We start from the raw sequence: 25,724 nt of genomic DNA, 5'->3' as shown, positions 1-25,724 counted from the left end.
GGGGAAATGGGCCGCGAGCCGAAGCCTGATCGCGTCATGCGCATGTCCGTGGAGCAGCCGCTGTGGCAGGCGCTGACCGGCTACCGGGTGCTGAGCCTGCTGTACGCGGTCGGGCTCTACGCCGTCGCCTTCGGCGAGTACTCCCACCCGCTGGGCGCCGGGGCGTATCTGCTCGCGGTGGCCGTGTGGACCGCCTGCACCTTCCGCCGCGTCTCCAGCGCCGAGCGCTGCACCCTGCGCTTCCTCACGGCCGACCTCACCATCGCCGTCTTCGGCATCCTGCTGACCCCCCTGGTGGACTCGCACGACCGGATCGCCGGCGGCGCGCCGACCCTGCCGTCGATCTGGACGGCCGGGTCCGTGCTCGGCTTCGCGATCAAGGGCGGTTGGAAGTGGGCGGCGTGGACCTCCGCGATCGTCGGCGTCGCCAACATCGTCCAGCGCGGCGGGTTCGTCTACGACACCGTGCACGCCGTGGTGCTGCTGTGGGTGGCCGGCGTCGCCATCGGCTATGTGGTCGAGGTGGCCCGCGCGAGTGAGCGCACCCTCGCCCGCGCGCTGAGCATCGAGGCGGCGACCCGGGAACGGGAGCGGCTGGCCCGCGACATCCACGACAGCGTGCTCCAGGTGCTGGCCATGGTGCAGCGCCGCGGCGCCGCGATCGGCGGCGAGGCGGCGGAGCTCGGTCGCATGGCGGGCGAGCAGGAGATCGCCCTGCGTGGGCTGGTCTCCAGCGGGCTGTCGCGCCCGCCCGCCGCGGACGCCGAGACGGCGGCGCCGTACCAGCGGTACGGGGCGGTTGCTGCGCCCGATGCCGGGGATGTACATGAGGCCCACGAGGTGCCCGGGGCGCGCACCGCGTATGACGCCGAGGCGGCCGCCGACGACGCCGCGCCGTGCGATCTGCGGACGCTGCTCGCGCCGCACGCGGGCTCCCGGGTCACCTTCTCCGAGCCCGGCGCCCCGGTGCTGCTCGCGCGCGCCTCGGCGGCGGAGCTCGCGGCCGCGGTCGGCGCGGCCCTGGACAATGTGCGGGTGCACGCGGGCGAGGAGGCCAGGACCTGGATCCTCGTGGAGGACGAGCCGGACGCGGTGACGGTGTCGGTCAGGGACGACGGCCCGGGCTTCCCCGAGGGCAGGTTGGCGGCCGCCGAGGCGGAGGGCCGGATGGGAGTGGCCCTGTCCATCCGCGGCCGGCTGCGCGACCTCGGCGGCACCGCGGAGTGGTTCTCCGCCCCGGGGCAGGGCACCGAGGTGGAGTTGAGAGTCCCGAGGATTCCGCGGGACGTGAAGGGCGGGAAGGCATGACCATGGGCGGGCTGAGCGAGTCGAGCGAGCGGCGGGAGGAGCGCGAGCCGCTGGGCGGCACCAGGGTGATGGTGGTCGACGACCACCCCATGTGGCGCGACGCGGTCGCCCGGGACCTGGCCGAGGCCGGGTTCGAGGTGGTCGCCACGGCCGGCGACGGACCGCAGGCGGTGCGGCGCGCCAAGGCCGCCGAGCCCGAGGTGCTGGTGCTCGACCTCAACCTCCCCGGCCTGCCCGGAGTGCAGGTCTGCAAGGAGCTCGTCGCCGTCATGCCCGGGCTGCGGGTGCTGGTGCTCTCGGCCAGCGGCGAGCACGCGGACGTGCTGGAGGCGGTGAAGTCCGGCGCCGCCGGCTATCTGCTCAAGTCGGCCAGCACCGAGGAGCTGTTGGACGCGGTGCGGCGGACCGCCGCCGGCGACGCTGTGTTCACCCCGGGCCTGGCGGGCCTGGTGCTCGGCGAGTACCGGCGGCTGGCCGGCGAGCCCGCCCCGGCGGCAGCCGGCGAGCCGGCCGCCCCGCGGCTCACCGAGCGCGAGACGGAGGTGCTGCGCCTGGTGGCCAAGGGGCTCTCGTACAAGCAGATCGCGGAGCGCCTGGTCATCTCGCACCGCACCGTGCAGAACCATGTGCAGAACACCCTCGGCAAGCTGCAGCTGCACAACCGCGTGGAGCTGGTGCGGTACGCGATCGAGCGCGGCCTGGACGACGACGCGTGACCGCTCCCGTTCTCCCGGCGGGCCGCCCCCGGGACTGACCCGCGGGGCGCGACCCCGGTGGTGGACCCTCGTCCGGGTGAACCGCCGGGGCCAACGCCCCTGGAGCGGTGCGGAATTCACTCTTCCCTTCCTCTTTGTGACCTGGATCACCGTTAGCGTGGCTCTCGGTACCGGGTCCATCACGGAGAAGGGAAGAAACCATGCGGGTCGGAGTGCTGACCGGCGGCGGCGACTGCCCCGGTCTCAACGCGGTCATCCGCGCCGTCGTCCGCAAGGGCGTGCAGGAGTACGGCTACGACTTCACCGGCTTCCGGGACGGCTGGCGCGGGCCGTTGGAGGGCGACACCGTCGAACTCGACATCCGCGCGGTGCGCGGCATCCTGCCGCGCGGCGGGACCATCCTGGGGTCCTCGCGCACCAACCCCTTCTCCTGTGAGAACGGCGTCCGCCGGATCAAGGAGAACCTCGTCAAGCACGAGGTGGACGCGCTGATCGCGATCGGCGGCGAGGACACCCTGGGTGTCGCGGCCCGGCTCAGCGGCGAGTTCGGCGTCCGGTGCGTGGGCGTCCCCAAGACCATCGACAACGACCTGTCCGCCACGGACTACACCTTCGGCTTCGACACCGCCGTCAACATCGCCACCGAGGCCATCGACCGCCTCCACACCACCGCCGAGTCGCATATGCGGGTCCTGGTGGTGGAGGTGATGGGCCGGCACGCGGGCTGGATCGCGCTGCACTCCGGGCTCGCCGGCGGCGCCAACGTCATCCTCATCCCCGAACAGCGCTTCGACCTCGACCAGGTCTGCGCCTGGGTGGAGTCCCGATTCAAGATCCGCTATGCCCCGATCGTGGTGGTCGCCGAGGGCGCCATGCCCAAGGACGGCGACGCGGTCCTCAAGGACGAGTCCCTCGACTCCTTCGGCCATGTGCGGCTCTCCGGCATCGGCGAGTGGCTCGCCAAGGAGATCGAGAGGCGCACCGGCAAGGAGGCCAGGACCACCGTCCTCGGGCACGTCCAGCGCGGCGGCACTCCCAGCGCCTTCGACCGCTGGCTCGCCACCCGCTTCGGGCTGCACGCCATCGACGCCGTGCGCGACGAGGACTTCGGCACGATGGTCGCCCTGCGTGGCACCGAGGTCGTCCGCGTCCCGCTCGCCGACGCCACCGCCTCCCTGAAGACGGTCGACCCGTCGCTGTACGTGGAGGCCGGGGTCTTCTTCGGCTGACCCTCGGCCGACCCGCCGTGGCGCCCGACCGCCACCCGGCCGGGCGCCACGGGCGGCACCGCTCTCCGCGCGGGGCGCGCGTACGGCGCCCGCGCGGGGCGCGGTTCCGTGCGGTCGGCGGTTCCGGGCGGGCCCCCGGTTCCGGGCGGGCCCCCGGTTCCGCGCGGCCGTTCCGCGCGGTCCGCCGTTCCGCGCCGGGCGCGGTTCCGCGCGGGCCAGGGCGCGTCTACCGTTCCGCGGCCCCGCGCGGGGCGCCGTTCACACGCGCACGGCCGCCAGCAGCTCCGCGGTGATCGAGGCGCCGTCCAGCGTCAGCACCGACTCGGGGTGGAACTGCACGCCCGCGAACCCCGGTCCGCGCAGCGCGTGGACATCCCCGCTCACCGGGTCCCGGCTCAGCTCGATCCGGTGCGCGGCCAGCTCCGCGGCGACCGCGTCGTCGCACCGCGCGGTGAAGGTGTTGTAGAAGCCGACGGTCTCCGGCCGCCCGAAGAAGTCGATCCGCTCCTGGGCGCCCTGGAACGGCACGTCCTTCCGCACGATCTCCAGCCCCAGCTCGGCCGCGATCAGCTCATGGCCCAGGCACACCCCGAATACGAAGGCGTGGTCCGAAGGGCCTCGATGAGGGGTGGCGGCCGGGTGACGGCTGGGACCGTGCCGGTGATCGCGCAACAGCTCCCCGGCCAGCCCCCGCAGCGACGCCATCTTCGGGTCCGTCCGGTCCATCGGGTCGCCCGGCCCCGGCCCCAGCACCACCGGCCCCCGGTGCGCCAGCGCGGCCTCCCGCAGCCCCGGTTCGTCGTAGCGCCGCACGGTCACCTCCAGGCCGGAGGTGCGCAGCAGATGGGCGAGCATCGCGGTGAAGGTGTCCTCGCCGTCGATCACCAGCGCGTGCCCCGCCGGCCCGGCGGGCCCGCCGACCTCGGCCGGGGTCTGCATGCGCAGCCAGAACGGCGCCAGGTCCGCGCGTCGGGCGTCCAGCGCGGCGCGCACCCGCGGGTCGTCCGCGAGCCGGGGCACCGGCGCCCCCTCCGACCCGGGGCGGACGGGCGCCGACCGCACCCCGAGGGCGGTGAGCACCCCCGCAGCCTTGGCGTGGGTCTCGGCGACCTCCCCGCGCGGGTCGGAGTGGCGGACCAGTGTGGCGCCGACCGGCACCCGGAGGAAGCCGGTGGCGTCGATGTCGGCGGTGCGGATGAGGATCGGCGAGTCCAGGGTCTGCGCCCCGCCCGCGTCCCGCCCGATGAGCGCCAGGGCACCCGCGTAGTAGCCCCGCCCGCCCGGCTCGTGCCGCTCGATCACCCGGCAGGCGTTCTGCACCGGGGAGCCGGTGACCGTGGCCGCGAACATGGTCTCCCGCAGCACGTCCCGCACGTCCAGCGAGGAGCGGCCGCGCAGCTCGTACTCGGTGTGCGCCAGGTGCGCCATCTCCCGCAGCCGGGGCCCGACGACCACCCCACCCATGTCGCCGACGGTGCACATCATCTTCAGCTCCTCGTCCACGACCATGGACAGCTCCTCCACCTCCTTGCGGTCGCCGAGGAACTCCAGCAGCCCGGCCGTGCTCGCGCCCTCGCGCGGATAGCGGTAGGTCCCGCTGATCGGGTTCATCACGACCGTGCCCCCGGACATCCGCACATGCACCTCGGGGCTGGCCCCGACCAGCGTGCGGCCGTCCGCCAGGCACACCGCGTATGTCCAGTACGCGCCGCGCTCGCCCGCCAGCAGCCGCCGGAACAGGGCCAGCGCGTCGCGCGCGGAGTACCCCTCGATCCGGCCCTCGAAGGTCCGGCGGATGACGAAGTTGGCGCCCTCGCCGGTGCCGATCTCGTCCGCGATGACGCGTTCGACGATCGCGGCGTACTCCTCGTCGCTCACGTCGAAGGCCCCGCCCTCGACGCGCACCTCGTGCGCGGGCAGCGCCGCCAGCACCTCCTCCAGCGGCAGCTCGTGGCTCTCCCGCGGGTGCAGCACCGCCAGCGGGGTGCCGTCGTCACGGACGTCGAAGCCGCGCTCGCGGATCTGTCGGAACGGGACCAGGGCGAGCGCGTCATGGACCGCCGCGCCCCCCGCGGGCCTGCCGGTCGGCAGCGGGATGTCGGTCAGCCGCTCCGCCTCGGTGACCGGGCCGATCAGCACCTCCACGGTGTCGCCGGAGCGACCGGGGGTGCGGCGGTGCAGCAGGGCGAAGGAGGTGCCGTCCGCGGGCGGTGCCGGCCGCGGCCGGTCGTCGTCGGCGGTGACGGCCGGGACGGCGGAAAGCAGCCGCCGCAGGACAGCGGGGGTATCGCGGTGCATGTCGGGTGGTTCCTTCCGGTCTGGGGAGCCGGAGGGGAGGCCGCGGATACGCCGAAGGCCGCCCCTCGGGCGGCCTTCGCGTGGTGATCTGGAGTACGCGCGATCAGTGGGCCGCCGGATGAGCGGTCCACCACCAGTTCATGGTCGGGGTCGATGGCGCGAACATGTCCGGCACCCTACCCGACGCCGGGCCGGGAGCCCGGTCAGTTCCACGGATTGGCCGGTTGGTCGTCGATCGCCGTCCAGAAGCGGGTGTTCTCGGGCAGGTCGCCGTAGGCCCAGAAGGACCAGCCGCCGGTGTACTCGAGGTTCGGGCCGTAGTGCCCGTCGTGGAACTCGGCCATCCGCCAGCCCGCCCCGAAGGCGGACACTTCCGTACCCGGTGGCCGTAACCCGCCGCAGGTGTGCCGAAGAGCGCCGCCGGTGTCGAGGGTGCCCGCCCATCGAGGCGAGTTGTCTCATCCTGTGGGCAGTGGGCCGAATGCCGGACGCGACCCCGTAGGGTGGAAAGGTGACCGTGAACGCTGAAACCCACGCCGGGGGCAACACCTGGCGCTCCCTTCCCGCGGCGCAGCAGCCCGACTGGCCGGACCAAGAGGCTCTGCGCGATGTCATCGCCGAGCTCGAGTCCTATCCGCCGCTCGTCTTCGCCGGCGAGTGCGACCAGCTGCGCGCCCGGCTGGGGGCCGTCGCCCGTGGCGAGGCGTTCCTGCTCCAGGGTGGCGACTGCGCCGAGGCGTTCGACGCCGTCGGTGCCGACCAGATCCGCAACAAGCTCAAGACCCTGCTCCAGATGGGCGCGGTCCTGACGTACGCCGGCTCCGTCCCGGTGGTCAAGGTCGGCCGGATCGCCGGCCAGTACAGCAAGCCGCGCTCGAAGCCGACCGAGACCCGGGACGGGGTGACGCTGCCCACGTACCGCGGCGACTCCGTCAACGGCTTCGAGTTCACCGCCGAGGCCCGGATCCCGGACCCGCAGCGGCTGAAGCGGATGTACCACGCCTCCGCCTCGACGCTGAACCTCGTGCGCGCCTTCACCACGGGTGGCTACGCGGACCTGCGCCAGGTGCACGCCTGGAACCAGGACTTCGTGAAGTCCTCCCCGTCCGGCCAGCGCTACGAGGCGCTGGCGCGCGAGATCGACCGGGCGCTGAACTTCATGAACGCCTGCGGGGTGGACCCGGAGGAGTTCAAGACCGTCGAGTTCTACTCCTCGCACGAGGCGCTGATCCTCGACTACGAGTCGGCGCTGACCCGCACCGACTCACGCACCGGGCAGCTGTACGACGTCTCCGGCCACATGGTGTGGATCGGTGAGCGCACCCGGCAGCTCGACGGGGCGCACCTCGAGTTCGCCTCCCGGATCCGCAACCCGATCGGCGTGAAGCTCGGTCCGACCAGCACGCCGGAGGACGCGCTCACGCTGATCGAGCGGCTGGACCCGGACCGCGAGCCGGGCCGGCTCACCTTCATCACCCGGATGGGCGCGGACAAGATCCGCGAGAAGCTGCCCAACCTGGTGGAGAAGGTCACCGCGTCCGGTGCCCAGGTGGTCTGGGTGTGCGACCCGATGCACGGCAACACCTTCGAGGCGGCCTCCGGGCACAAGACCCGGCGCTTCGACGACGTGCTGGACGAGGTCAAGGGCTTCTTCGAGGTCCACAAGGGCCTCGGCACCCACCCGGGCGGCATCCATGTGGAGCTGACCGGCGACGACGTCACCGAGTGCGTGGGCGGCGGCGACGAGATCTTCGTCGACGACCTGCACCAGCGTTACGAGACGGCCTGCGACCCGCGGCTCAACCGCAGCCAGTCGCTGGACCTGGCGTTCCTGGTCGCGGAGATGTACCGGGACCAGTGACGAGCCGGTCGGTCCCGGACCCGTGGGGTCCGGGATGCCGCTGAGCTGAGGACTCCAGGTGGGGCGCGGATCACAGCGATCCGCGCCCCACTGCTCTGTCGGGTTGCTCCAGGGGCGGGTAAGGTAAGCATTACCTCACTGATCAGCCGGTCGGCTGGTCGTTCCTCGCTCTGGAGAACCGCGTGTACGTCTGCTCATGCTTCGGCATCACCGAGAAGCAGGTGCGCGAGCATGCGGCATCCGGCGCCTGCACCCCTCGCCAGATAGCCGGCGCCTGCAAGGCGGGCACGGACTGCGGCTCGTGTGTCCGGCGCATCCAGGAGCTGCTCGGGCGTGGCTCCTGCCCCCGCCGCGAGCTGGTGAACCAGGGCACGTCGTCCCCGGTGGCCGCGCTGGCCTCCGGCGCCGCATGACGCTCGGGCCTCGATCCGCGTCCCGCCTCAGCCCTCCGGCTGCTCGATGACCTGCGCGATGTAGAGCGGTTCGCCCAGCTTCTCGATCAGGTCCAGCTGGGTGTCGAGGTAGTCGATGTGGTGCTCCTCGTCCGCCAGGATGGACTCGAAGATGTTGGCCGAGGTGATGTCGCCCTTGGCCCGCATGATCTCGATCCCGCGCCGCAGCCGGTCGATCGCCTCGACCTCCACCTCCCGGTCCGCCTGGAACATCTCGGTGATGGTCTGCCCGATGCGGACGTGGAAGAGCCGCTGGTAGTTGGGCAGGCCGTCCAGGAAGAGGATCCGGTCGGTCAGCACCTCGGCGTGCTTCATCTCGTCGAAGGACTCGTGCCGGGTGTACTTCGCGAGCTTGGTCCAGCCCATGTTCTCCTGCATCTTCGAGTGCAGGAAGTACTGGTTGATCGCGGTCAGCTCGGCGGTGAGCTGCTCGTTGAGGTACTCGATGACCTCGGGGTCGCCCTGCATCGAGGGGCTCCTTCCATCCACGCGGAGATCGGCGGCTTGCGCGCATCCTCGCACCGCCTGATCGAAATCGTCTAGTAAGTTCACGCTTAGTGCTGCTTGTCCGTATCGTCCGATGCTGGTCACGACCACCCCCGAAGGTCTGACACCATGGAGCCATGGGTCAGTCGGACAGCCGCGAAGGGGAGCTCGCGCAGTTGCCTCCGGGGCAGCGGCTACAGCGCGGTTGGCCGGTGACGCACTACGGGCCGGTCCCGAAGTTCAAGCCGGACCGCTGGGAGTTCCGGGTCTTCGGCGCGACCGCCGACGGCGACAAGCGGGCCTGGACGCACGACGAGTTCTCGGCGCTGCCGTACACGACCGTCGTCGCCGATCTGCACTGCGTCACCAAGTTCAGCATGCTGGGCGCGGAGTGGGGCGGTGTCGCCGCCCGTACGATCCTCGAACTCGCCCCGCCCGCGCCGCAGGCCACCCATGTGATGGTGTGGGCCGAGTACGGCTTCAGCTCGAACCTCCGGTTGGCGGACTTCGCCTCCGAGCGGGCGATCTTCGCCACCCACAAGGACGGCGAGCCGCTCACCGCCGAGCACGGCTTCCCGGTCCGCCTCATCGTGCCGCACCTGTACGCCTGGAAGGGCCCCAAGTGGGTCCGCGGCGTGGAGTACATGACCGCCGACCGCCGCGGCTTCTGGGAGGAGCGCGGCTACCACAACATCGGCGACCCCTGGCGCGAGCAGCGCTACTCGTACCAGGAGGAACCGGGCGACGGACCGGAGCTCTAGCTCCAGCGCTCGCGCAACTCCTTGAGCAGGGCCACGTCCCGGGTCGCGCCCTCCTTGGCACCGGGCGTCTCCGTCACCAGCGGCACGCCCTCCGTGGCCGGGTGCCGGAACAGCTCGGCGAACGCCTCGGCGCCGATGTGACCGACGCCGATGTTGGCGTGCCGGTCCCGGTGGGCTCCCACCACGTCCTTGGAGTCGTTGGCGTGGATCAGCTTCAGCCGCCCCTCGCCGACCACCGACACCAGCTCGTCCAGGCTCTGCTTCACCCCGCCCGGGGCGGCCAGGTCGTGCCCGGCCGCGAAGACATGACAGGTGTCCAGGCAGACGCCCAGTCGGGGATGGCGGTCCAGCGCCTCGAAGTACGGCCCGAGGTCCTCCAGCAGTGAGCACAGCGACGCGCCCTGCCCGGCCGTGGGCTCCAGCAGCAGCCAGGGGTCGTCGTCCCGGTCCAGCTCATCCAGCAGCGGCAGCACACACTCCCTGACCTGCGCCAACGCCACCTCGCGGGTCCGCCCACCGGTCGCCGAGCCGGTATGGACGACCACTCCCAGCGCGCCGATCGCCCGGCCGCGGAGCAGCGAGTGCCGCAGTGACGCGCAGGACCTCTCCACCGTCGCCGGGGTGTGCGAGCCGAAGTTGATCAGGTACGGGGCGTGGACGTACGCCGGCAACGACTCCTCGGCGCAGGCGGCGCGGAACGCCTCGTCCTGGGCCGGGCTGCCGACGGGGGTGGCCCACCCGCGCGGGTTGGCGACGAAGACCTGCACGGTCTCCGCGCCGATGTCACGCGCGAACGGCAGCCCGGTCCGGGCGAGGCCGCCGGCCACCGGGACGTGGCTGCCGATCGGATTGCGGGTGCGGGAAGGCGACGTACTCACCTCCCCAGGGTGCCAGGCGCCGCCCGACCGCCGGACACCGGCCACCGGCTGCCGGCCACCGCGCCCCGCTCCGCCCGCGCGGGGCGGCGCATGCGCGGAAGGCGTGTCCGCGCGGGGCAGCGCATGCTCCGCGCCCGGAACCCGTGCCCGCGCGGTGGGACGCCGAGGCGGGCGCCCCTGCCCGGCGGAGCCGCTCGGCCGACCGGCGGGTCGGCCGGGCTGACGGGTTGGCCGGGCTGACGGGTTGGCCGGGGCGGGAGCGTCGACGCCTCGCGACTCGTGCGGTGTGGGCGCTCCGGATCCGTGGCACGGTCCGGGGCGGGCCGTGCGGCTAGAGGAGGCCGTCCACCGAGAGGGTGATCGTGCTGCCCTCGGGCGCCTTCTCGCCCCCGTCCACCGACTGGTCGGTCACCTCGTCACCGGCGAACAGCAGCGGCTCGTCCACGCTGACCGTGAAGCCGAGGCCCTCCAGGCGCTCCTTGGCGTCGTCGACGTTCTCGCCCTCGACGTCCGGCACCTCGACCATCCGCGGCCCCTTGGAGACGGTCAGCGTGACGGTGTCGCCCTTGGCCGCCTCGTCGTCCCCGGAGGGCGTCTGGCGGGCCACGGTGCCCGCGTCCTCCTGCGAGAACACCTTGTCCTCGGCGATCTCGACCTTGAAGCCCGCCCCGCGCAGGTCCACCTCGGCGGCCGCGACGTCCTCGCCCACGACGTCCGGGACGTCGATCGGCGCGCCCTTGCTGACGGTGATCGCGACGGCGGTGTCCGGGCGGCGCTGGGTGCCGGAGCGGGGGTCGGTGGCCATCACGGTGCCCTGCGGGGTCTCGCCGCTGTAGCTGCGGGTCACCTTGCCCACGGTCAGCCCGGCCTCGGTGATCTTCTTCTTGGCCTCGGCGAGCGGGATGCCCACCACGTTGGGCATCTCGGTCCGCGGCCGGCCCTTGGAGACGGTGATGGTCACGGTCCCCGTGTTGCGGATCCGGTCGCCGACGCCGGGCTTGCTGGCGATGACCTCGCCCTTGGGCACGGCGTCGCTGAACTCCTCCTTCACCACCACGTCCAAGCCCTTGTCGTGCAGCTTCCGCTCCGCCTGGGCCCGGGTCAGGCTGAGCACCGACGGCACCTCGGTGAACTGCCCGTAGCTGACGTACCAGACGCCCGCGCCGATGCCCAGCGCGAGGAGTACGGCGGCGACCAGCGTCAGCATCCGGCGGCGCGGCGACAGGGCGCCCAGCCGGGAGGTGCGGGGTGGGCGCGGCCCGCCGTCCCCGGCCGCGGGCCGTGGCGGGAGCTCCAGCCGGGTGGTGGCGCCCAGCGGGGCGTCGGCGCCGCCGGTGCCGGCCGGGAGCGGCGCGCCGCCGCCCGATATGGGCCGGGCTATGACGCTCGTGCGGTCCTCGGCGTTGTCGTGCTCCTGGGCGCGGCTCGCCGGCGGGACCAGGTCCAGCTGTGCGTCGCCGAGGCCCGCGCGGGCGGCCCGCGCCTGCGCCAGCAGCGCGACGGCGTCGGCGGGGCGCTGCTCGGGGTCGCGGGCGGTGGCGCTCGCCACCAGGGCGTCCAGCTCGGGGGCGAGCCCCGGCACCAGCTCGGACGGCGGGACGATGTCCCCGTTCAGGTGCTGGTAGAGGACCTGCGCCGGGGTGTCGCCGGTGTGCGGCTTGCTGCCGGTCAGCATCTCGTAGACGACCACGCCGCAGGCGTAGACATCCGCGCGGGTGTCCGCGGTGCCGTGCTCGATCTGCTCGGGCGCCAGGTAGGAGACGGTGCCCAGGACCGTCCCGGTGGAGGAGCTGGTGGCGGTGTCCACGGCCCGCGCGAGCCCGAAGTCGGCGACCTTGACCCTGCCGTCGTCGCCGATCAGGACGTTCTCGGGCTTCATGTCGCGGTGGACGAACCCGGCCAGGTGCGCGGCGCCCAGGGCGGCCAGCATCGGCTCCAGGATGTCCAGCGCCGCGCGGGGCTGCAGCGCGCCGCGCTCGCGCAGCACGTCGCGCAGGGTGCACCCGGGCACGTACTCCATCGCGAGGTAGACGTACGTCCCGTCGGTGCCCTGGTCGAAGACGCCCACGACGTTGGGGTGGGCGAGTCGCGCCACGGACTTCGCCTCGCGGATGAAGCGGTCGACGAAGGCGGCGTCGGCGGCGAGCGTCGGGTGCATCACCTTGAGGGCGAGCACCCGGTCGAGTCGGGTGTCCACGGCCCGGTAGACCGTGGCCATGCCGCCCACGGCGATCCGCGCCTCGACGCGGTACCGGCCGTCGAGCACCTGCCCGACGAGGGGGTCCTGCAGGGTCGTATCCACGAGAGAGGAGTGTACGAGCCCTACCCGACACGCCGTGTCACCTGCGGCGCCACCCCGGAGACTGAAGCCGAACGGTGACAGGCGCGGCCGAGTCGCCGGGGCGGCCTGTGTCGACCCGGCCCGATTCATGCCGTATGCGCGGACGGTGCGAGCCGCCCGCGCGGGTCGTGTCCCGCGCGGTCGTGTCCCGCGCGGGTCGTGCCCGTGTCGCGTGCCGCGCGGAGCCGCGTTCGTGTCGCCTGCCGCGCGGGGCCGCGTTCGTCAGGACGTGAAGGCCGGCCGTTCCGGGTCGAAGTCGGCGACACCCTCGGTGGGCGAGGAGGCCCGCGCGAAGTGGCGGCGTGGGATGCGGCCCGCGCGGTGGGCCAGTCGGCCCGCCTCCACGGCGTGCCGCATGGCGCCGGCCATCAGCTCCGGGTCCTGGGCACGGGTGACCGCCGAGGCGAGCATCACCGCGGCACAGCCCAGTTCCATGGCCAGCGCCGCGTCCGAGGCGGTGCCCGCGCCCGCGTCCAGGATCACCGGGACGCCGGCGCGCTCGGTGATCAGCTGGAAGTTGTGCGGGTTGCGGATGCCGAGCCCGGAGCCGATGGGGGAGCCGAGCGGCATGATCGCGGCGCAGCCGACGTCCTCCAGCTTGCGGGCCAGGACCGGGTCGTCGTTGGTGTACGGCAGCACGGTGAAGCCGTCGTCGACGAGGACCTCGGCGGCGTCCAGCAGCTCGACCGGGTCCGGGAGCAGGGTGCGCTCGTCGGCCACCACCTCCAGCTTGATCCAGTCGGTGCCGAGCGCCTCCCGGGCCAGCCGGGCGGTGAGCACCGCCTCGCCCGCGGTGAAGCAGCCCGCGGTGTTCGGCAGCACCCGGATGCCGTGCTTGGTCAGCACGGACAGCACCGAGCCCTGCACGGTCGGGTCCAGGCGGCGCATCGCCACGGTGGTGAGCTCGGTCCCGGAGGCGAGCAGCGCGCGCTCCAACACCTCCAGGCTGGGCGCCCCGCCGGTGCCCATGATCAGCCGGGAGGCGAAGGCGGTGCCCGCGATGAGTAGCGGGTCGTCGGCCATGGTCAGCCTCCCTGGACGGCGGTGAGGACCTCGACGCGGTCGCCGTGGCCGAGCGTCGTCCGCGGCCACTGGCTGCGGGGCACCACGGACTCGTTGACGGCGGCGGCGACGCCGCTGACGGCGGTGGTGAGGGTCGCGACGAGCCGGTCGAGGGTGAGGCCGGCGGGAAGTTCGCGCGGCTCGCCGTTGACGGACACGGACATGGCGTCGCCGTTCGCGGACGCGGTCATGCGGGCTGCTCCTGGAGTGCCGAGGGGGAGGGCGGGGGAGTGGTCGTGGACCGCGCGGGGTGCGCGGCGTGGGGTGCGGGCGGCACGGCGGGCGCCGGCTTGCCCGAAGACCCCGGGGCTTCGGGGACCGCGGCCCGCGCGGAGCCCGTGAAGCGCTCGGGGGAGAAGGGGCGGGCCCGCGCGGGGAGCTCTCCGCCGGTCAGCACCTCGGCCAGGATGTCGCCGGTGACCGGGGTGAGCAGCACCCCGTTGCGGTGGTGGCCGGTGGCCAGGAGCAGGCCCGGCAGCGCGGTGGGGCCCAGGAGTGGCGCGTTGTCGGGGGAGCCGGGGCGCAGCCCCGCGCGCGTCTCGACGAGCGGGAGTTCGGTGATGCCGGGGATGAGCTCGTGGGCGTCGCGGAGCAGTTCGTAGACGCCGCCCGCGGTGACGGTGGTGTCCCAGCCCAGCTCCTCCGTGGTCGCGCCGAGGACCAGTTCGCCGTTCTCGCGCGGGACGAGATAGACCTGTCCGCCACGCACCACCGCCCGCACCGTCCGGGACAGGAACGGGGCGTACGGCTCCGGCACCCGCAGCCGCAGGATCTGCCCCTTCACCGGGCGCACCGGGGGCAGCACGCCCGCGGGCAGGCCGCCGAGTCGGCCGCTGTGGCTGCCGGCCGCCAGCACCGTCTGGTCGGCGTCGACCCGGGAGCCGTCGGCCAGCTCGGCCCCTCCCGCGCGGTCGCCGCGCAGTGTGACGTGCTCCGCGCGGGAGCGGTGGAAGACCACCCCGGCCCGCTCGCAGACGGTCGACAGGGCCGCGGTCAGGCGCCGCGGGTCGACCTGGTGGTCGCCGTCCACGCGCAGTCCGCCGCGGACGCCCGGCGCCAGCATCGGCTCCAGCCGGCGGCACTCGCGCCCCGACAGCCACTGCGAGTCCAGCCCGCAGCGCTGCTGGAGCGCGTGCAGTTCGCGCAGGTGCGCGCGGTCGTCGGAGTCGAGCGCGACGGCGAGCGTGCCGCACGCGCGGTAGCCGATGTCCTGGCCGGAGACCTCCGCCAGCTCGGCGGCGAAGGCCGGGTAGCGCCGCGCGGAGTCGAGGTTCAGGTCGAGCAGCGTCTCCTCGCCGTAGTGCAGTTCCGACACGGCGGCGAGCATCCCGGCCGCCACCTGGGCGGCGCCGCCGCCGGGGGTCGGGTCGGCCACCGCGGTGCGCAGTCCCCGCTGGGCGGCCCGCCAGGCCACTCCCAGACCGATGACTCCGCCCCCGACGACCAGGACGTCGTACGGTTCGCCCGTAGCGTGCATGGGCTGTCAGCCCCTCCCTTCGCCGGCATGACCCGGATCAGGTTCGTACGGTCGGAGGCCGCCTCAGCCTCCCTCTCAGCCCGGTGCGTCCGGGCTCCCGCGAGTGCTCTTGGTCCGCCACCCTAGTACGCCGTCCGAATGGGCCGGAAGGGCGAGCCCGGACGGCGGGGAGCCGACGGCGCGCCGTCGGTCCCGGCGCGGTCCCCGCGCGCAATGCCTCGGCGCCCCGCGCGAAGCGACCTACAGTGATCAGGTGAGTGAGCAGCTGAGCGAGCGCGCCCGGCCTGGCGCGCGGACGGACGACAAGACCCCTCCGGTCACCCCGCCGGAGACCGGACCCGAGGCCGGCGCGCGGAGCGGAAGCGGAGCGGCCGGCTCCCTGAGCGGGCAGCGGGTGGTGATCGTGGGCGCCGGGATGGCCGGCGTGCAGACCGCCGTGGCGCTGCGCGAGGAGGGCTGGCCGGGCGCCATCACGCTGATCGGCGCCGAGCCGCACCCGCCGTACGACCGGCCGCCGCTGTCCAAGGCGGTGCTGCTGGGCACCGCCGAGGGCTCCGCCTACGACGTGGACTTCGCCGGGCTCGGCGTCGAGCTCCAGCTGGGGCGCGAGGTCACCGGCGTGCACCCGGAGGAACACCGGGTCGACACCGCGACCGGTCCGCTCCACTACGACCACCTGGTGATCGCCACCGGCGCCGAGCCGATCGCCCTGCCGGGCAGCGCCGACCTGCCCGGGGTGCACCTGCTGCGCACCCTGGACGACGCCGAGCGGCTGCGCCCGGTGCTGGCCAACCGGCACGACATCGTGGTGGTCGGGGCGGGCTGGATCGGCGCTGAGTTCGCCACCGCCGCGCGGGAGGCGGGGTGCACGGTCACCGTCGTCGAGGCCGCCGAGCTGCCGCTGGCCGGGGCGCTGCCGCCGGAGGTCGCGGTCTTCATGGCGGGCTGGTACCTGGACAGCGGGGCCGAGCTGGTCACCGGCGCGCACGTGGCGGCGGTCGAGGAGGGCGGGGTGCGGCTGACCGACGGGCGGCGGCTGCCGGCCGACGCGGTGGTCGTCGGCATCGGCGCCCGTCCCGCCACCGGCTGGCTGAAGGGCTCGGGCGTGGAGCTGGCGGCGGACGGCTCGGTCAAGGCGGACGAGCGGCTGCGGGCCTCCGCCCCGGACGTCTACGCGGTCGGCGACTGCGCCTCGTTCCCCTCGGCCCGCTACGGGCGACGGCTGCTGGTGCACCACTGGGACAACGCCCTCCAGGGACCGCGCACGGTCGCCGCCAACCTGGTCGGCTTCCAGCAGCCGCGCTTCGCCGGTCTGGCCTACGACCCCGTGCCGTACTTCTGGTCCGAGCAGTTCGGCCGCTTCGTGCAGTACGCGGGCGACCACGGCGGCGCCGACGAGATGCTGTGGCGCGGCGACCCCTCCGGCGCCGCGTGGACGGTGCTCTGGCTCCGGGAGGGCGTGCTGGTGGCTCTGCTGGCGGTGGGGCGCCCGCGCGATCTGGCCCAGGGCCGCAAGCTCATCGAGAGCGGCGCGGCGATCGACCGCACCGCCGCGGTGGACCCGTCCGTGGCGCTGAAGTCGGCGGTCCTGTGACCCCCGCGCCGCGCCGCGCCGTGACTCCCCGGGAGGCGGAGCGTTCGCCGAGTGCCAGTCCCGGATGGCAGGCTTGTTCCCGTGACCGAGATTGACACCAAGATCGATGCTCTCGTGCCCGCCTGGCTCAACGTTCCCGAGATCGCGGAGCGGCTCGGGGTCGAGGTGACCCGCGTCCGCCAGCTGATCAAGGAGGGCCAGCTGATCGCCGTGCGCCGCGGCGAGAACCGAGTGCTGATGGTCCCCGCCGACTTCATCGGCGACGGGAAGGTCGTCAAGGGGCTGGTGGGCACCCTGACGCTGCTGCGGGACGACGGCTTCACCGACGAGGAGATGCTCGAGTGGCTGTTCACGGCCGATGACACCCTGCCCGGCACCCCCGCGCAGGCGCTGCGCGAGAATCGCGGCACGGAGGTGAAGCGCCGCGCCCAGGCGCTCGCCGTCTGATCCAGTGAACCGCAACGGCGTACGGGCCGCGGACGGCCCGTACGCCGCCGACCTCGGGGGAAGCACCCATGGCCATCGATGCCGCCACCGCACGCCGGCAGCTCGCGGACGCCCGGCTGTACCTGTGCACCGACGCCCGCACCCGCCAGGGCGACCTGCCGGAGTTCCTGGACGCGGTGCTCGCCGGCGGGGTCGACATCATCCAGCTGCGCGACAAGGGCATGGAGGCGGGCGAGGAGCTCGACCACCTCGCGGCCTTCGCGGACGCCTGCCGCCGGCACGGCAAGCTGCTCGCGGTCAACGACCGCGCGGACGTGGCGCACGCCATCGGCTCCGACGTGCTGCACCTGGGCCAGGGCGATCTGCCGGTCCCCGCGGCCCGCGCGATCCTCGGCGAATCCGTCCTCGTCGGGCGCTCCACGCATGCCGAGGCCGAGGTGGCCGCCGCCATCGCCGAGCCCGGCGTGGACTACTTCTGCACCGGCCCCTGCTGGCCCACCCCCACCAAGCCGGGCCGCCCGGCCCCCGGGCTCTCCCTGGTGCGCCACACGGCCGCGCTGGCGCCCGAGCGTCCCTGGTTCGCCATCGGCGGCATCGACGCCTCGAACCTGGACGAGGTGCTCGCCGCGGGTGCCCGCCGGGTCGTCGTGGTGCGGGCCGTCACCGAGGCGGAGGACCCCGGAGCGGCCGCGGCCGAACTGGCCAAGCGGATCCGCGCGGCCTGACCGCCCCGCGCGGCGCTCTGATCGGCTTCGTAACGGCAGTGTGTCCGAAGTGTGGACACGAGCCCGATAAAAGGTACATATCACCCACGTCTGCTGGGCCTGCACCATACCGCTGGCTAACCTGCCGGTATGGCTCTTGGGACAGCTTCGACCAGGACAGATCGCGCCCGGACGGTGCGCGACCTGCTCGCCTCCGGTGAGCAGTCTTATTCGTTCGAGTTCGCCGCGCCGAAGACCGAGAAGGGCGAGCGGACCCTCTGGAACGCCATTCGCCGGATCGAGGCGGTCTCACCCACCTTCGTCTCCGTGACCTACGGAGCGGGCGGCTCCTCTCGCGACGGCACGGTGCGCGCCACCGAGCGCATCGCGACCGACACCACGCTCACCCCGGTCGCCCACCTCACGGCCGTCAACCACTCCGTCGCCGAACTGCGCAACATCATCGGCCAGTACGCCGACGCGGGGATCAGGAACATGCTGGCCGTGCGGGGCGACCCGCCCGGCGACCCGATGGGCGAGTGGGTGCGCCACCCGGAAGGGGTGCGCTACGCCGCGGAGCTCGTTCAGCTGATCAAGGAGTCGGGCGACTTCTGCGTCGGGGTCGCGGCCTTCCCCGAGATGCACCCGCGCTCCACGGACTGGGAGACCGACGTCCGGCACTTCGTCGACAAGTGCCGCGCGGGCGCCGACTTCGCGATCACGCAGATGTTCTTCTACGCGGAGGACTATCTGCGGCTGCGCGACCGGGTCGCGGCGGCCGGCTGCGACACCCCGATCATCCCCGAGATCATGCCCGTCACCAACGTCCGGCAGATCGAGCGATTCGCCCAGCTCAGCAACGCCGCCTTCCCTCCGGACCTGGCAGAGCGGATCCTCGCGGTGCAGGACGATCCCGCGGCTGTACGCTCAATCGGAATCGACTACGCCACGAAGCTGTGCGCGCGGTTGATGGCCGAGGAGGTCCCCGGGCTGCACTTCATCACCCTGAACCACTCCACGGCGACTCTGGAAATCTACGAGAATCTCGGACTGCACCAGCGGTCCGGGTGACGCGGTCGACACGAGCGGCCGTACGAGAGGGGCGTGGATGGGCTGGACGGTCCTCTACATCGCGTTCGGCGTCGTGGCGCTGTGGCTGCTCGGTGAGGTGCTGCTGCAGTACAAGGCGCGGCTGCGCTGGCGGCTGCTCGCCTTCTTCGGCTTCCTGGGCGTGGTGGCCGGGGTGCTCATCCCGTCCGTGCCGGTGATCGGCGTGGGCGCCGCCGCCTTCGCCGTGGGCCAGACCTACGTCACGCTCTCCTTCCGGAGCGGCTTCGCCTCCGGTTGGGCGGTCGCCGGCCGACGCTCCACCGGCGGTGGCGGCAGCAAGCGGCGCCAGGCGACCCCGGTCGCGGAGCCCACCCTGGAGGTCTCCGACCTCCAGGCGGGGCCGCTGGCCGAGCAGCCGACGCCTCCCATGTACCACCCGGAGCCGCTGCCCGACGAGGACACCGGCGGCTACGCGGCGTACAAGCAGCAGGAGCCCGCCCAGGCCCCGTACGGGGACGAGGGGGCCGCCTACGGCGGGTACCAGCCCTACGGCGGCGGCTACCAGCAGCAGGAGGGCTACGACGCCGGCCAGTACGGCTACGGCGCCGAGGGGTACGCGGACGCCTACCCCGACCCGTACGGCAACGCCCAGCAGCCCGTGCAGCAGCCCGCCCAGCAGGCGTACGAGCCGTACGGGCAGCAGCCCTACGCCGGCTACGGCCAGCAGCAGTACGGCGCGGGCGTCGACGACCACTACGCCGCCGAGGCGAGCTACGACCCGGACGACGTCTGGGTCCCCCAGCAGCGCGACGGAAACCAGCCGCCCTACCCGTACCAGCCGGAACAGGGCACGGGCTACGGCGAGCAGTACCGCTACTGAGAGCGCGCGGCCGCGTCACCGAGACACCGGGGCCTGGTCGTCGGCGCACCCCGACGACCAGGCCCCGGTGACGTGCTCGGCGCCCGGTACCGCTACTGGGAGCCCCGCCAGTCCGCCCCTTCCACCAGCAGCCCGGCGACCAGCGCCCCGGACATCCCGGCGTGTGCCAGCCCGCCCCCGGGGTGGGCCCAGCCGCCGGCCAGGTAGAGCCCCGGCAGCCGGGTGAGGTTGCCGGGCCGGAGGAAGCGGCCGTCCCCGCCCGCCAGCGCGGGACTCGGGACCGAGCCGTCCGGGACCCCGGTGTCCGCCGCGGTGTCGCGCGGCGTGCGCTCCTCGCGCCACAGCACCCGCTCCCGCAGCCCGGGGATCGCCGCCTCGGCGGCCGCGACCAGCCGGTCCGCGGCGGCCGAGGCCACGCCGGGCCGCGACCAGTCGACCGGCCCCCGCGCGCCGTGCGGGGCCACCGTGGCGGTGAGGGTGACGGCCTCGTGGTCGTCGTCGGGGCGAGTGGCGGGGTCGTCGGGGCGCAGCACCGTCACCGTGGGCCGTGCGACGCACGGCTCGGGCCGCCGCCCGGTGCCGTCCCCGCCCGCTCCGGTGCCGAAGATCGACGCCAGTTCGGCCGCGCGGTCGGCGGCGTGCACCACGGTCCGGTGGGCGGCGTCGGCGTCCCGACCGCCGCGCAGTGCCAGGAAGACGGTGAGCCGGCCGGCGGACGACGTGCCCGCGCCCCGGCCCGTCCCGGCGGCGGGCGGCAGGACGTCGCCGTCCCGCCAGGGCGACGAGTCGCCCAGCAGCGCCCGCAGCGCCATGGGGGAGACTCCCGCGACCACCGAGTCGGCCGCCACGGTCGTGCCGTCGGCCAGGGTCAGGCCCGCCGCTCGCCCGTCCTTCTCCAGGATCGAGGTGACGTCGGCGTCGAAGTGGAACTCGACCCGCCGTGCCCGGCAGCGCTCGTAGAGCGCGTCCGCCAGCGCCCGCAGCCCGCCGCCCACGTACCAGCTGCCGAAGGTCTGCTCCAGGTAGGGCAGCACCGTGGCGCCGGCGGGCGCGGTGCGCGGATCGAGGCTGTACGCCAGCGCGTGGCTCTCCAGCAGCGCGGTCAGTCGCGCGTCCCGCAGCTCGCGCGAGGCGACCTCGGCGAGCGTGCCGGGCCGCTGGCGGCCGCGCCGGAACCAGCCGCGCCGCGGCGGCGCCGGATACGGGTCCCGGCCGAGCGCGGACCAGTCGGCGGCCAGCGGCTCCTCCAGCAGCGGTCGGCGGGTGGCGTCCCACGCCTCGCGGGCCCGGTTGATCAGGTCGCTCCAGCGCTCGCCCGCCCCCGCGCCGACGGCCTCGTCCAGAGCGCGCACCACGCCCGCGCGGGACGCGTTGGGCAGCCGCAGATCGGTGCCGTCGGCGAACAGGTGCCGGCCGGCCGGGTCGACCTGGCGGAGCTCCACGCGGCTCTCCAGCGACTCCTTGCCGGTTTTGAGGAACAGGTCGCGATAGACGGCTGGGAGGTGCAGCAGCCCCGGCCCGGTGTCGAAGGTGAAGCCGTCCCGCGCGAAGCGCCCGACACCGCCGCCGTGGCCGCTCCCACGCTCGTACACCGCCACCTGGTGGCCCGCGACGGCCAACCGGGCGGCCGCCGCCATGGCGCCCATCCCAGCGCCGATCACCGCAATCCGTGCCATGTCCGCGACTTTATCCGCCGCCCCCGACAGCACCGGCCGGCAGGGGCGCGGCGTCGACCGGGAGGGGTGCGGCTGGGGACGCGTACGGCGGCCTGAGTACCCGTACCTAGGTCCCGAGATGAGTAGCCGCACGGATGGGCCGGGACCCGTGTGAACGGAAGAGTGGTGGTCACGGAAGGGCGCGGCGCCCGCACCGCCGACACGGGGCGGCGGAGCGACGCGGTGCCCGGACGACCGGGGGAAGACCGCCGCCCGCGGGAGCGAAGGACGCTCTCACGAACGGCACGGGGGATATCGGGGGAACAGGGGGAACAGGGGGAAACGGGGTACGGGGAGCGCTGTTCCGGCGCGGGCCGGTCGGGGGACCGAGCCGCACCGGGACAGCGCGCTCTCCCGACGACACCCGGCCGCGTCGAGGCGGTCGGTGCGTCGACGCCTCTGTACGCCTCGACGCCTCTGTGCGTATCGACGCGCTACACGTATCGACGCGTCCGCGCGGGTCGACGCCTGTGCCCATGTCGATGTCTCGACAGGGGCGCCTACACCCCTTCCGGGTGCGGACGTCCGCTCACCCGGCCCTGCAACAGCCGGGAGAGGGCGGCGTGCACATCGTCGATGGAACGCTGCGGCTGGTACGACTGCCAGTCCAGCGCGGCCACCAGCACCATCCCGAAGAGCGCGGAGGCGGTCAGCGGGATGTCGATCTCGTCGCTCAGCTCGCCCTCGGCCACCGCCTCCCGCAGCACCGACTCCACCACGGCGAGCGCGTTGCGCCGCCCCACCATCAGCGTGGACTGCCAGGCCCGGTTGGTGCGCCACAACTCGGCCGCGTAGAGCTGGGTGAGCGCGTGGTAGCGGGAGACGAAGTACAGCCCGGCACGGATCATCGCGTCGAGAGCGTCCACCCTGCTGCCGCCTCGCTCGGCGGTCTCGTCGGCGGCGCGCTGGAGCGAGTCCGTGAGCAGTTCTATCCCATGGCGCAGCAACTCCTCGAAGAGCACGGTCTTGCTGGCGAAGTTGTAGTACACCGTGCCCTTGGCCACCCCGGCCCGCTCGGCGATCTCGTCCACGGTGGTGCGGGAGAAGCCCTGCTCGGCGATGAGGGTGACCGCCGCGTCGAAGAGTTTCCGACGAGTGGCCTGACGGCGCGTGCTGCTGCTGTCCATGGCGCTGATTCTGCCCGGTGAACGATCTCTCCCGCGCGGGCCCCCGTCTCCCGTCACAGGCTCAGCTCGGGGTGCAGCCGGTCCACCGACCACACCTGCCCGCGCCGCGCCGACAGCGTCGTGAGCACCAACGCCCCGACGGTGAAGGCGAGGAGCACCGCGCACCCCTGCCAGACCGGTCCGAGCCCGCCACCCGTGATCAGCCGCCGCAGCCCGGTCACCACGTGGCTCATCGGTAGGAAGGGGTGGACGGCGGTGAAGAACCCGGGGCTGGTTTGCACCGGGTAGGTGCCGCCCGCCGAGGTCAGCTGGAGCATCAGCAGCGCCAGGACGAGGATCCGCCCGGCCGGCCCGAAGCGCGCGTTGAGCAGCTGCACGATCGCCGCGAAGCATGCGGTGACCAGCACCAGGAAACCGATCGTGCCCGCCGCGCGGGCGAGCCGTAGACCCAGGCCCCAGTGCAGCACGGCCATCAGCGCGGCCGCCTGCGCCACCCCGATCGCGGCGACCGGCAGCCAGCCGGCGAGCGCGATCCGCCAGGCCGGGGCGCCGGTGGCGAGCGCACGCCGGTTCAGCGGCTGGACCACCATGTAGGCGACCATCGCGCCGACCCACAGCGAGAGCGGGATGAAGTACGGCGCGAAACCGGTGCCGTAGTTGGGCGCCTTGTGCAGCGACTGGGCGGCGAGCCGCACCGGATCGGCCATCACCTCGCTGCGCGCCTGACGGTCCCGCTTGTCGTGGTCGGGGATCCGCGCGGCGCCCTGGTGCAGCTTTCCGGAGAGCTTTCCCGAGCCGTCGACGAGCTTGAAGATGCCGCCGTCGAGCGTGTCGGCCCCGTCGTGCAGTGTGCCGACGCCGCTGTCGACGGAGGTGGCGCCCTCCTTGGCGGTGCTCACCCCGGTGTGGACGCCGTCGGCGCCCCGGGCGACCTTGTGGGCCGCGGTGTTGAGGGCGTTGACGTTGTCGACCGCGGTGTCCAGGTCGGAGCTCAGCCGGGGCGCGCTGCGCGCGAGCAGCAGCGCCTTGTCGTGCAGGTCGTCCAGGTGCCCGCCGAGAGCGCTGAGGCCGTCGGCGTTGTTCTCCACGAACCGGTCGAGGTCCTCGGCCACGTCGGCGGCGGTGGCCGCGGCCTCGGCCGACCTCCTCAGCGCGCCGCAGTCGGGCCCGGCCCCCGGTTCCGCTCCGCCCGTCGGGGCTCCGGTGGTCGGTGCGGACGGGGCGGGCCCATCCTGTCCGGGCTCACCGGACCCCTCGGGCGCACCGGACTTCCCAGGGTCCTCGGGCGCACCGGACTTCCCAGGGTCCTCGGGCGCACCGGACTTCCCAGGGTCCTCGGGCGCACCGGGCTCCTCGGACGGCGTGGGGGTGGGCGAGTCCGTGGGAGCGGGGTGCCGTGGGGCCGGCCGCACCGGGCAGCGCTCCCGGTAGTCGGCGGCCAGCGCGTCGGACGCCTCGCGGGCCTTGGTCGCGGCCGTCGCCGCGGCCTCCGGGAGCTTGTCCAGGTTCCGGGACGCGGTCGAGGACGCGTCGGCGACGAGCCGGGACATCTCGCCGATCTCCTTGCCGTTCTCCTTCAGGAACGGACCGGCCTTCTCGGCCATCCCGTTGACCTTGTCGGCCAGCGCCTGGGTGCCCTGGGCGACGCCGCTGGCGCCGGTGTGCAGGGTGTCGGCGCCCTTGTCGAGCCTGGTCAGGCCGGATGTGAGGGAGCTGCTGCCCTCCTTGGCCTTGGCCAGCCCCGAAGTGAGGTCCTCCGCGCCCTCCTTGGCCTTGCCGATGCCCTCGCCGAGCCGGTCCGCGCTTCTGGCGGCCTTCTCCGTCTGGCCGTGGATGTCGGAGAAGGAGATGAAGATCTTGTCGTAGAAGCCGCGGGAGGTCCTGGCGGAGGCGGCGGCGCGCACCTCGGAGAAGACCGTCCGGGAGATCGATCCGACGATGTAGTTGTTGGCGTCGTTCGTCCGCACCTGGAGCGCGCCCGCCCGCGGGTCGTCGCCCGAACTGGAGGCGATTCGCTCGCTGAAGTCCGCGGGCATGGTCAGCGACAGGTAGTACGTGCCGTTCTCGACCCCCGCGCGGGCGTCGGCGGCGCTCGTCTCGTGCCACTCGAAGGTGTCGCTGTCGAGCAGCTTCCTCGCGATGTCGTCGCCGGCCCTGAGTCGCTCGCCCTTGACCGTGGCGCCCTGGTCGGCGTTGACGAGGGCGACCGGCAACCTGTCCAGCCGGCCGTACGGATCCCAGAACGACCACAGGTAGAGCGCGCCGTACAGCAGCGGGAGCAGGAGCAGCGCGACGAGCGCCGCGCGGGGCAGCCGTCCCCTGCCGAAGCGCTTCAGCTCAAGCGCGGCCAGCCTCGGAGAACGCATCCCCCGCCCCTTCCCCGTCCGTTTCCCCGTCGGACTCGGACTCGCGCGCCGGATCGGGCTCCTGGCGCGTTCCGGTGGGGACGACCAGTGCCCCGCCGGGCGGCTCGCTGCACACGGCGAGCACGGTGGTGCCGTCGGCGGCGAGGCCGCGCAGCAGGGCCCAAGCCTCGTCGCGTTCGGCGTCCGAGAGCTTGAGGTCGACGTCGTCGACGGCCAGCAGCCGGGGGCGTCCGATCAGGGCGAGGGCCACCGACAGCCGCAGCGCCTCTAAGCGCTCCAGGTCCCGTACGGCCGTGCGGGGCCCCTTGGGCAGTGCGGCCGGGTCGAGGCCGGCGGCGGCCACGGCCGCGTCGATCCGGGACCGGGTCTCGGCGGCGCGCTCCGCGCGGGGACGCAGCAGGGCGAGCGGCGAGCCGGTGAACCGCCGCTCCAGCAGCGCGCGCTCACGCAGGTGTTCGGCCACCGTCAACGCCGGTTCCAGCTCGCTGACCCCGGGGACGTGGGCGAGGGCGCTGAGGCGTCGCACGGCCGACATGCCCTTCGGCAGCCGCGTTCCGGCCACCTCGGCGTGCCCGGCGGTGATGCGCATGCGGCCGGTGAGGGCGAGCAGCAGGCAGGTGCGGCCGGAGCCGGAGGGCCCGGCGACGGCGATCAACGAGCCGGGCTCGGCGGCGACCCGGACGTCGCGGAAGGCCCACCCGCGTGGGCCCCGGACGCCGACTCCCTCGGCGAGGACCGCCGCGCCGCCCGCCGCGCGACCGGGAGATCCGCCGGCGTCGGCCACGGTGACGGCGGGTGGGGCGGCGGCCGGGGTGTGGGGCGTGGGCTCGGCCGTGGCGGTGGCCGCGGTCGCGGCACGCGCTCTGTCGGTCCGCCGCTCGGCGGCGTCGTTCCGCGGGCCTGATGAGGTGCTGTCCACGAGGCGAGAACCTCCCTTGAAGCCGAAGAAGCTGAAGCGTCAAGTTTTTGCAC

The 25,724-nt window shown here is 73.7% G+C and carries 24 protein-coding genes and 1 riboswitch; of the genes, 11 read left to right on the top strand and 13 right to left on the bottom strand.

Annotated elements, in window-relative coordinates; all coding sequences use genetic code 11:
* The first annotated feature begins 6 nt into the window (after nucleotides 1-6).
* The 3 genes from macS (at nucleotide 7) to CD790_RS20520 (ending at nucleotide 3,253) form a co-directional block, all read left to right on the top strand.
* Nucleotides 7-1,308, top strand: coding sequence for a MacS family sensor histidine kinase (macS, locus tag CD790_RS20530; protein ID WP_399217908.1), 1,302 nt, complete (start codon nucleotides 7-9; stop codon nucleotides 1,306-1,308).
* A 2-nt stretch (nucleotides 1,309-1,310) separates the two neighbouring features.
* Nucleotides 1,311-2,024, top strand: a complete 714-nt coding sequence (locus tag CD790_RS20525) for a response regulator transcription factor (RefSeq protein ID WP_144384827.1) — start codon at nucleotides 1,311-1,313, stop codon at nucleotides 2,022-2,024.
* A 200-nt stretch (nucleotides 2,025-2,224) separates the two neighbouring features.
* A complete protein-coding gene (locus tag CD790_RS20520) occupies nucleotides 2,225-3,253 on the top strand; it encodes a 6-phosphofructokinase (RefSeq protein ID WP_144384738.1) in 1,029 nt (342 codons plus the stop codon).
* A gap of 258 nt (nucleotides 3,254-3,511) precedes the next feature.
* Here CD790_RS20520 and CD790_RS20515 read toward each other — a convergent pair whose 3' ends face one another.
* The 3 genes from CD790_RS20515 to CD790_RS35980 form a co-directional block, all read right to left on the bottom strand.
* Nucleotides 3,512-5,551 carry an anthranilate synthase family protein gene (locus CD790_RS20515; RefSeq protein ID WP_144384737.1) on the bottom strand — a complete coding sequence of 680 codons (2,040 nt, stop codon included), beginning with the start codon at nucleotides 5,549-5,551 and terminating at the stop codon, nucleotides 3,512-3,514.
* A gap of 103 nt (nucleotides 5,552-5,654) precedes the next feature.
* Entirely contained in the window at nucleotides 5,655-5,717 is a 63-nt protein-coding gene (locus CD790_RS36915) for a trp operon leader peptide (RefSeq protein ID WP_399217941.1), read from the bottom strand.
* Nucleotides 5,718-5,754: 37 nt separating this feature from the next.
* Nucleotides 5,755-5,922: a hypothetical protein gene (locus CD790_RS35980; RefSeq protein WP_260867727.1), complete on the bottom strand. Its 168-nt coding sequence runs from the start codon at nucleotides 5,920-5,922 to the stop codon at nucleotides 5,755-5,757.
* A 140-nt stretch (nucleotides 5,923-6,062) separates the two neighbouring features.
* Between CD790_RS35980 and CD790_RS20505 the strand changes: the two genes are divergently transcribed.
* Together CD790_RS20505 and CD790_RS20500 are read left to right on the top strand one after the other, a co-directional pair.
* Complete coding sequence (locus CD790_RS20505; protein WP_144384735.1) at nucleotides 6,063-7,412, top strand: class II 3-deoxy-7-phosphoheptulonate synthase; 1,350 nt, start codon at nucleotides 6,063-6,065, stop codon at nucleotides 7,410-7,412.
* Nucleotides 7,413-7,594: 182 nt separating this feature from the next.
* A complete protein-coding gene (locus tag CD790_RS20500) occupies nucleotides 7,595-7,825 on the top strand; it encodes a bacterioferritin-associated ferredoxin (protein ID WP_186319141.1) in 231 nt (76 codons plus the stop codon).
* 27 nt (nucleotides 7,826-7,852) lie between these two features.
* Here the strand turns inward: CD790_RS20500 and bfr are convergent, their stop codons facing one another.
* Nucleotides 7,853-8,332 (bottom strand): bacterioferritin, encoded by a 480-nt coding sequence (bfr, locus tag CD790_RS20495; protein ID WP_144384733.1) that lies wholly within the window; start codon nucleotides 8,330-8,332, stop codon nucleotides 7,853-7,855.
* Between the two features lie 155 nt (nucleotides 8,333-8,487).
* Here bfr and CD790_RS20490 point away from each other — a divergent pair, with 155 nt between their 5' ends.
* A complete protein-coding gene (locus tag CD790_RS20490) occupies nucleotides 8,488-9,111 on the top strand; it encodes a sulfite oxidase-like oxidoreductase (RefSeq protein WP_144384732.1) in 624 nt (207 codons plus the stop codon).
* On the opposite strand, the gene CD790_RS20485 is transcribed toward CD790_RS20490, so the two are convergent.
* The 5 genes from CD790_RS20485 to thiO all read right to left on the bottom strand — a co-directional run bounded on the left by CD790_RS20485 (nucleotide 9,108) and on the right by thiO (nucleotide 14,869).
* A complete protein-coding gene (locus CD790_RS20485; protein ID WP_144384731.1) occupies nucleotides 9,108-9,989 on the bottom strand; it encodes a deoxyribonuclease IV in 882 nt (293 codons plus the stop codon). The two genes, CD790_RS20490 and CD790_RS20485, sit on opposite strands and share 4 nt — an antisense overlap.
* A 331-nt stretch (nucleotides 9,990-10,320) precedes the next feature.
* On the bottom strand, nucleotides 10,321-12,291 hold the full coding sequence (gene pknB / locus CD790_RS20480; protein WP_144384730.1) for a Stk1 family PASTA domain-containing Ser/Thr kinase: 1,971 nt from the start codon (nucleotides 12,289-12,291) through the stop codon (nucleotides 10,321-10,323).
* Nucleotides 12,292-12,552: 261 nt separating this feature from the next.
* Nucleotides 12,553-13,353 carry a thiazole synthase gene (locus tag CD790_RS20475; protein ID WP_144384729.1) on the bottom strand — a complete coding sequence of 267 codons (801 nt, stop codon included), beginning with the start codon at nucleotides 13,351-13,353 and terminating at the stop codon, nucleotides 12,553-12,555.
* Nucleotides 13,354-13,355: 2 nt separating this feature from the next.
* Entirely contained in the window at nucleotides 13,356-13,556 is a 201-nt protein-coding gene (thiS, locus tag CD790_RS20470) for a sulfur carrier protein ThiS (protein WP_144384826.1), read from the bottom strand.
* Nucleotides 13,557-13,579: 23 nt separating this feature from the next.
* Complete coding sequence (thiO, locus tag CD790_RS20465; protein ID WP_144384728.1) at nucleotides 13,580-14,869, bottom strand: glycine oxidase ThiO; 1,290 nt, start codon at nucleotides 14,867-14,869, stop codon at nucleotides 13,580-13,582.
* Nucleotides 14,867-14,980, bottom strand: a riboswitch (TPP riboswitch). It overlaps the preceding gene by 3 nt.
* A 304-nt stretch (nucleotides 14,981-15,284) precedes the next feature.
* Here thiO and CD790_RS20460 point away from each other — a divergent pair.
* The 5 genes from CD790_RS20460 to CD790_RS20440 all read left to right on the top strand — a co-directional run bounded on the left by CD790_RS20460 (nucleotide 15,285) and on the right by CD790_RS20440 (nucleotide 19,544).
* Nucleotides 15,285-16,463, top strand: coding sequence for an NAD(P)/FAD-dependent oxidoreductase (locus CD790_RS20460; protein WP_260867736.1), 1,179 nt, complete (start codon nucleotides 15,285-15,287; stop codon nucleotides 16,461-16,463).
* A gap of 81 nt (nucleotides 16,464-16,544) precedes the next feature.
* The gene (locus tag CD790_RS20455) at nucleotides 16,545-16,910 is read left to right on the top strand and encodes an Rv2175c family DNA-binding protein (protein ID WP_144384727.1); all 366 of its coding nucleotides are present in this window, start codon (nucleotides 16,545-16,547) and stop codon (nucleotides 16,908-16,910) included.
* A 68-nt stretch (nucleotides 16,911-16,978) separates the two neighbouring features.
* Nucleotides 16,979-17,635, top strand: coding sequence for a thiamine phosphate synthase (gene thiE, locus CD790_RS20450; protein ID WP_144384726.1), 657 nt, complete (start codon nucleotides 16,979-16,981; stop codon nucleotides 17,633-17,635).
* Between the two features lie 129 nt (nucleotides 17,636-17,764).
* A complete protein-coding gene (gene metF / locus CD790_RS20445; protein ID WP_144384725.1) occupies nucleotides 17,765-18,685 on the top strand; it encodes a methylenetetrahydrofolate reductase [NAD(P)H] in 921 nt (306 codons plus the stop codon).
* 37 nt (nucleotides 18,686-18,722) lie between these two features.
* A complete protein-coding gene (locus CD790_RS20440; RefSeq protein WP_144384724.1) occupies nucleotides 18,723-19,544 on the top strand; it encodes a hypothetical protein in 822 nt (273 codons plus the stop codon).
* Between the two features lie 92 nt (nucleotides 19,545-19,636).
* Here the strand turns inward: CD790_RS20440 and CD790_RS20435 are convergent, their stop codons facing one another.
* The 4 genes from CD790_RS20435 to CD790_RS20420 all read right to left on the bottom strand — a co-directional run bounded on the left by CD790_RS20435 (nucleotide 19,637) and on the right by CD790_RS20420 (nucleotide 25,536).
* Entirely contained in the window at nucleotides 19,637-21,220 is a 1,584-nt protein-coding gene (locus CD790_RS20435; RefSeq protein WP_144384723.1) for an NAD(P)/FAD-dependent oxidoreductase, read from the bottom strand.
* Between the two features lie 539 nt (nucleotides 21,221-21,759).
* Nucleotides 21,760-22,386, bottom strand: a complete 627-nt coding sequence (locus CD790_RS20430) for a TetR/AcrR family transcriptional regulator (protein ID WP_144384722.1) — start codon at nucleotides 22,384-22,386, stop codon at nucleotides 21,760-21,762.
* Nucleotides 22,387-22,439: 53 nt separating this feature from the next.
* Complete coding sequence (locus CD790_RS20425) at nucleotides 22,440-24,752, bottom strand: YhgE/Pip domain-containing protein (protein ID WP_144384721.1); 2,313 nt, start codon at nucleotides 24,750-24,752, stop codon at nucleotides 22,440-22,442.
* Entirely contained in the window at nucleotides 24,724-25,536 is an 813-nt protein-coding gene (locus CD790_RS20420) for an ATP-binding cassette domain-containing protein (RefSeq protein ID WP_144384824.1), read from the bottom strand. Before CD790_RS20420 ends, CD790_RS20425 begins: the two co-directional genes overlap by 29 nt.
* Nucleotides 25,537-25,724 lie beyond the last annotated feature (188 nt).

Source organism: Streptomyces sp. SAJ15 (genome assembly GCF_007595705.1).
Taxonomy (GTDB): domain Bacteria; phylum Actinomycetota; class Actinomycetes; order Streptomycetales; family Streptomycetaceae; genus Streptomyces.
Note: the sequence above shows the minus strand (reverse complement) of the source record. Positions and strands in the feature narration are given on the sequence as shown.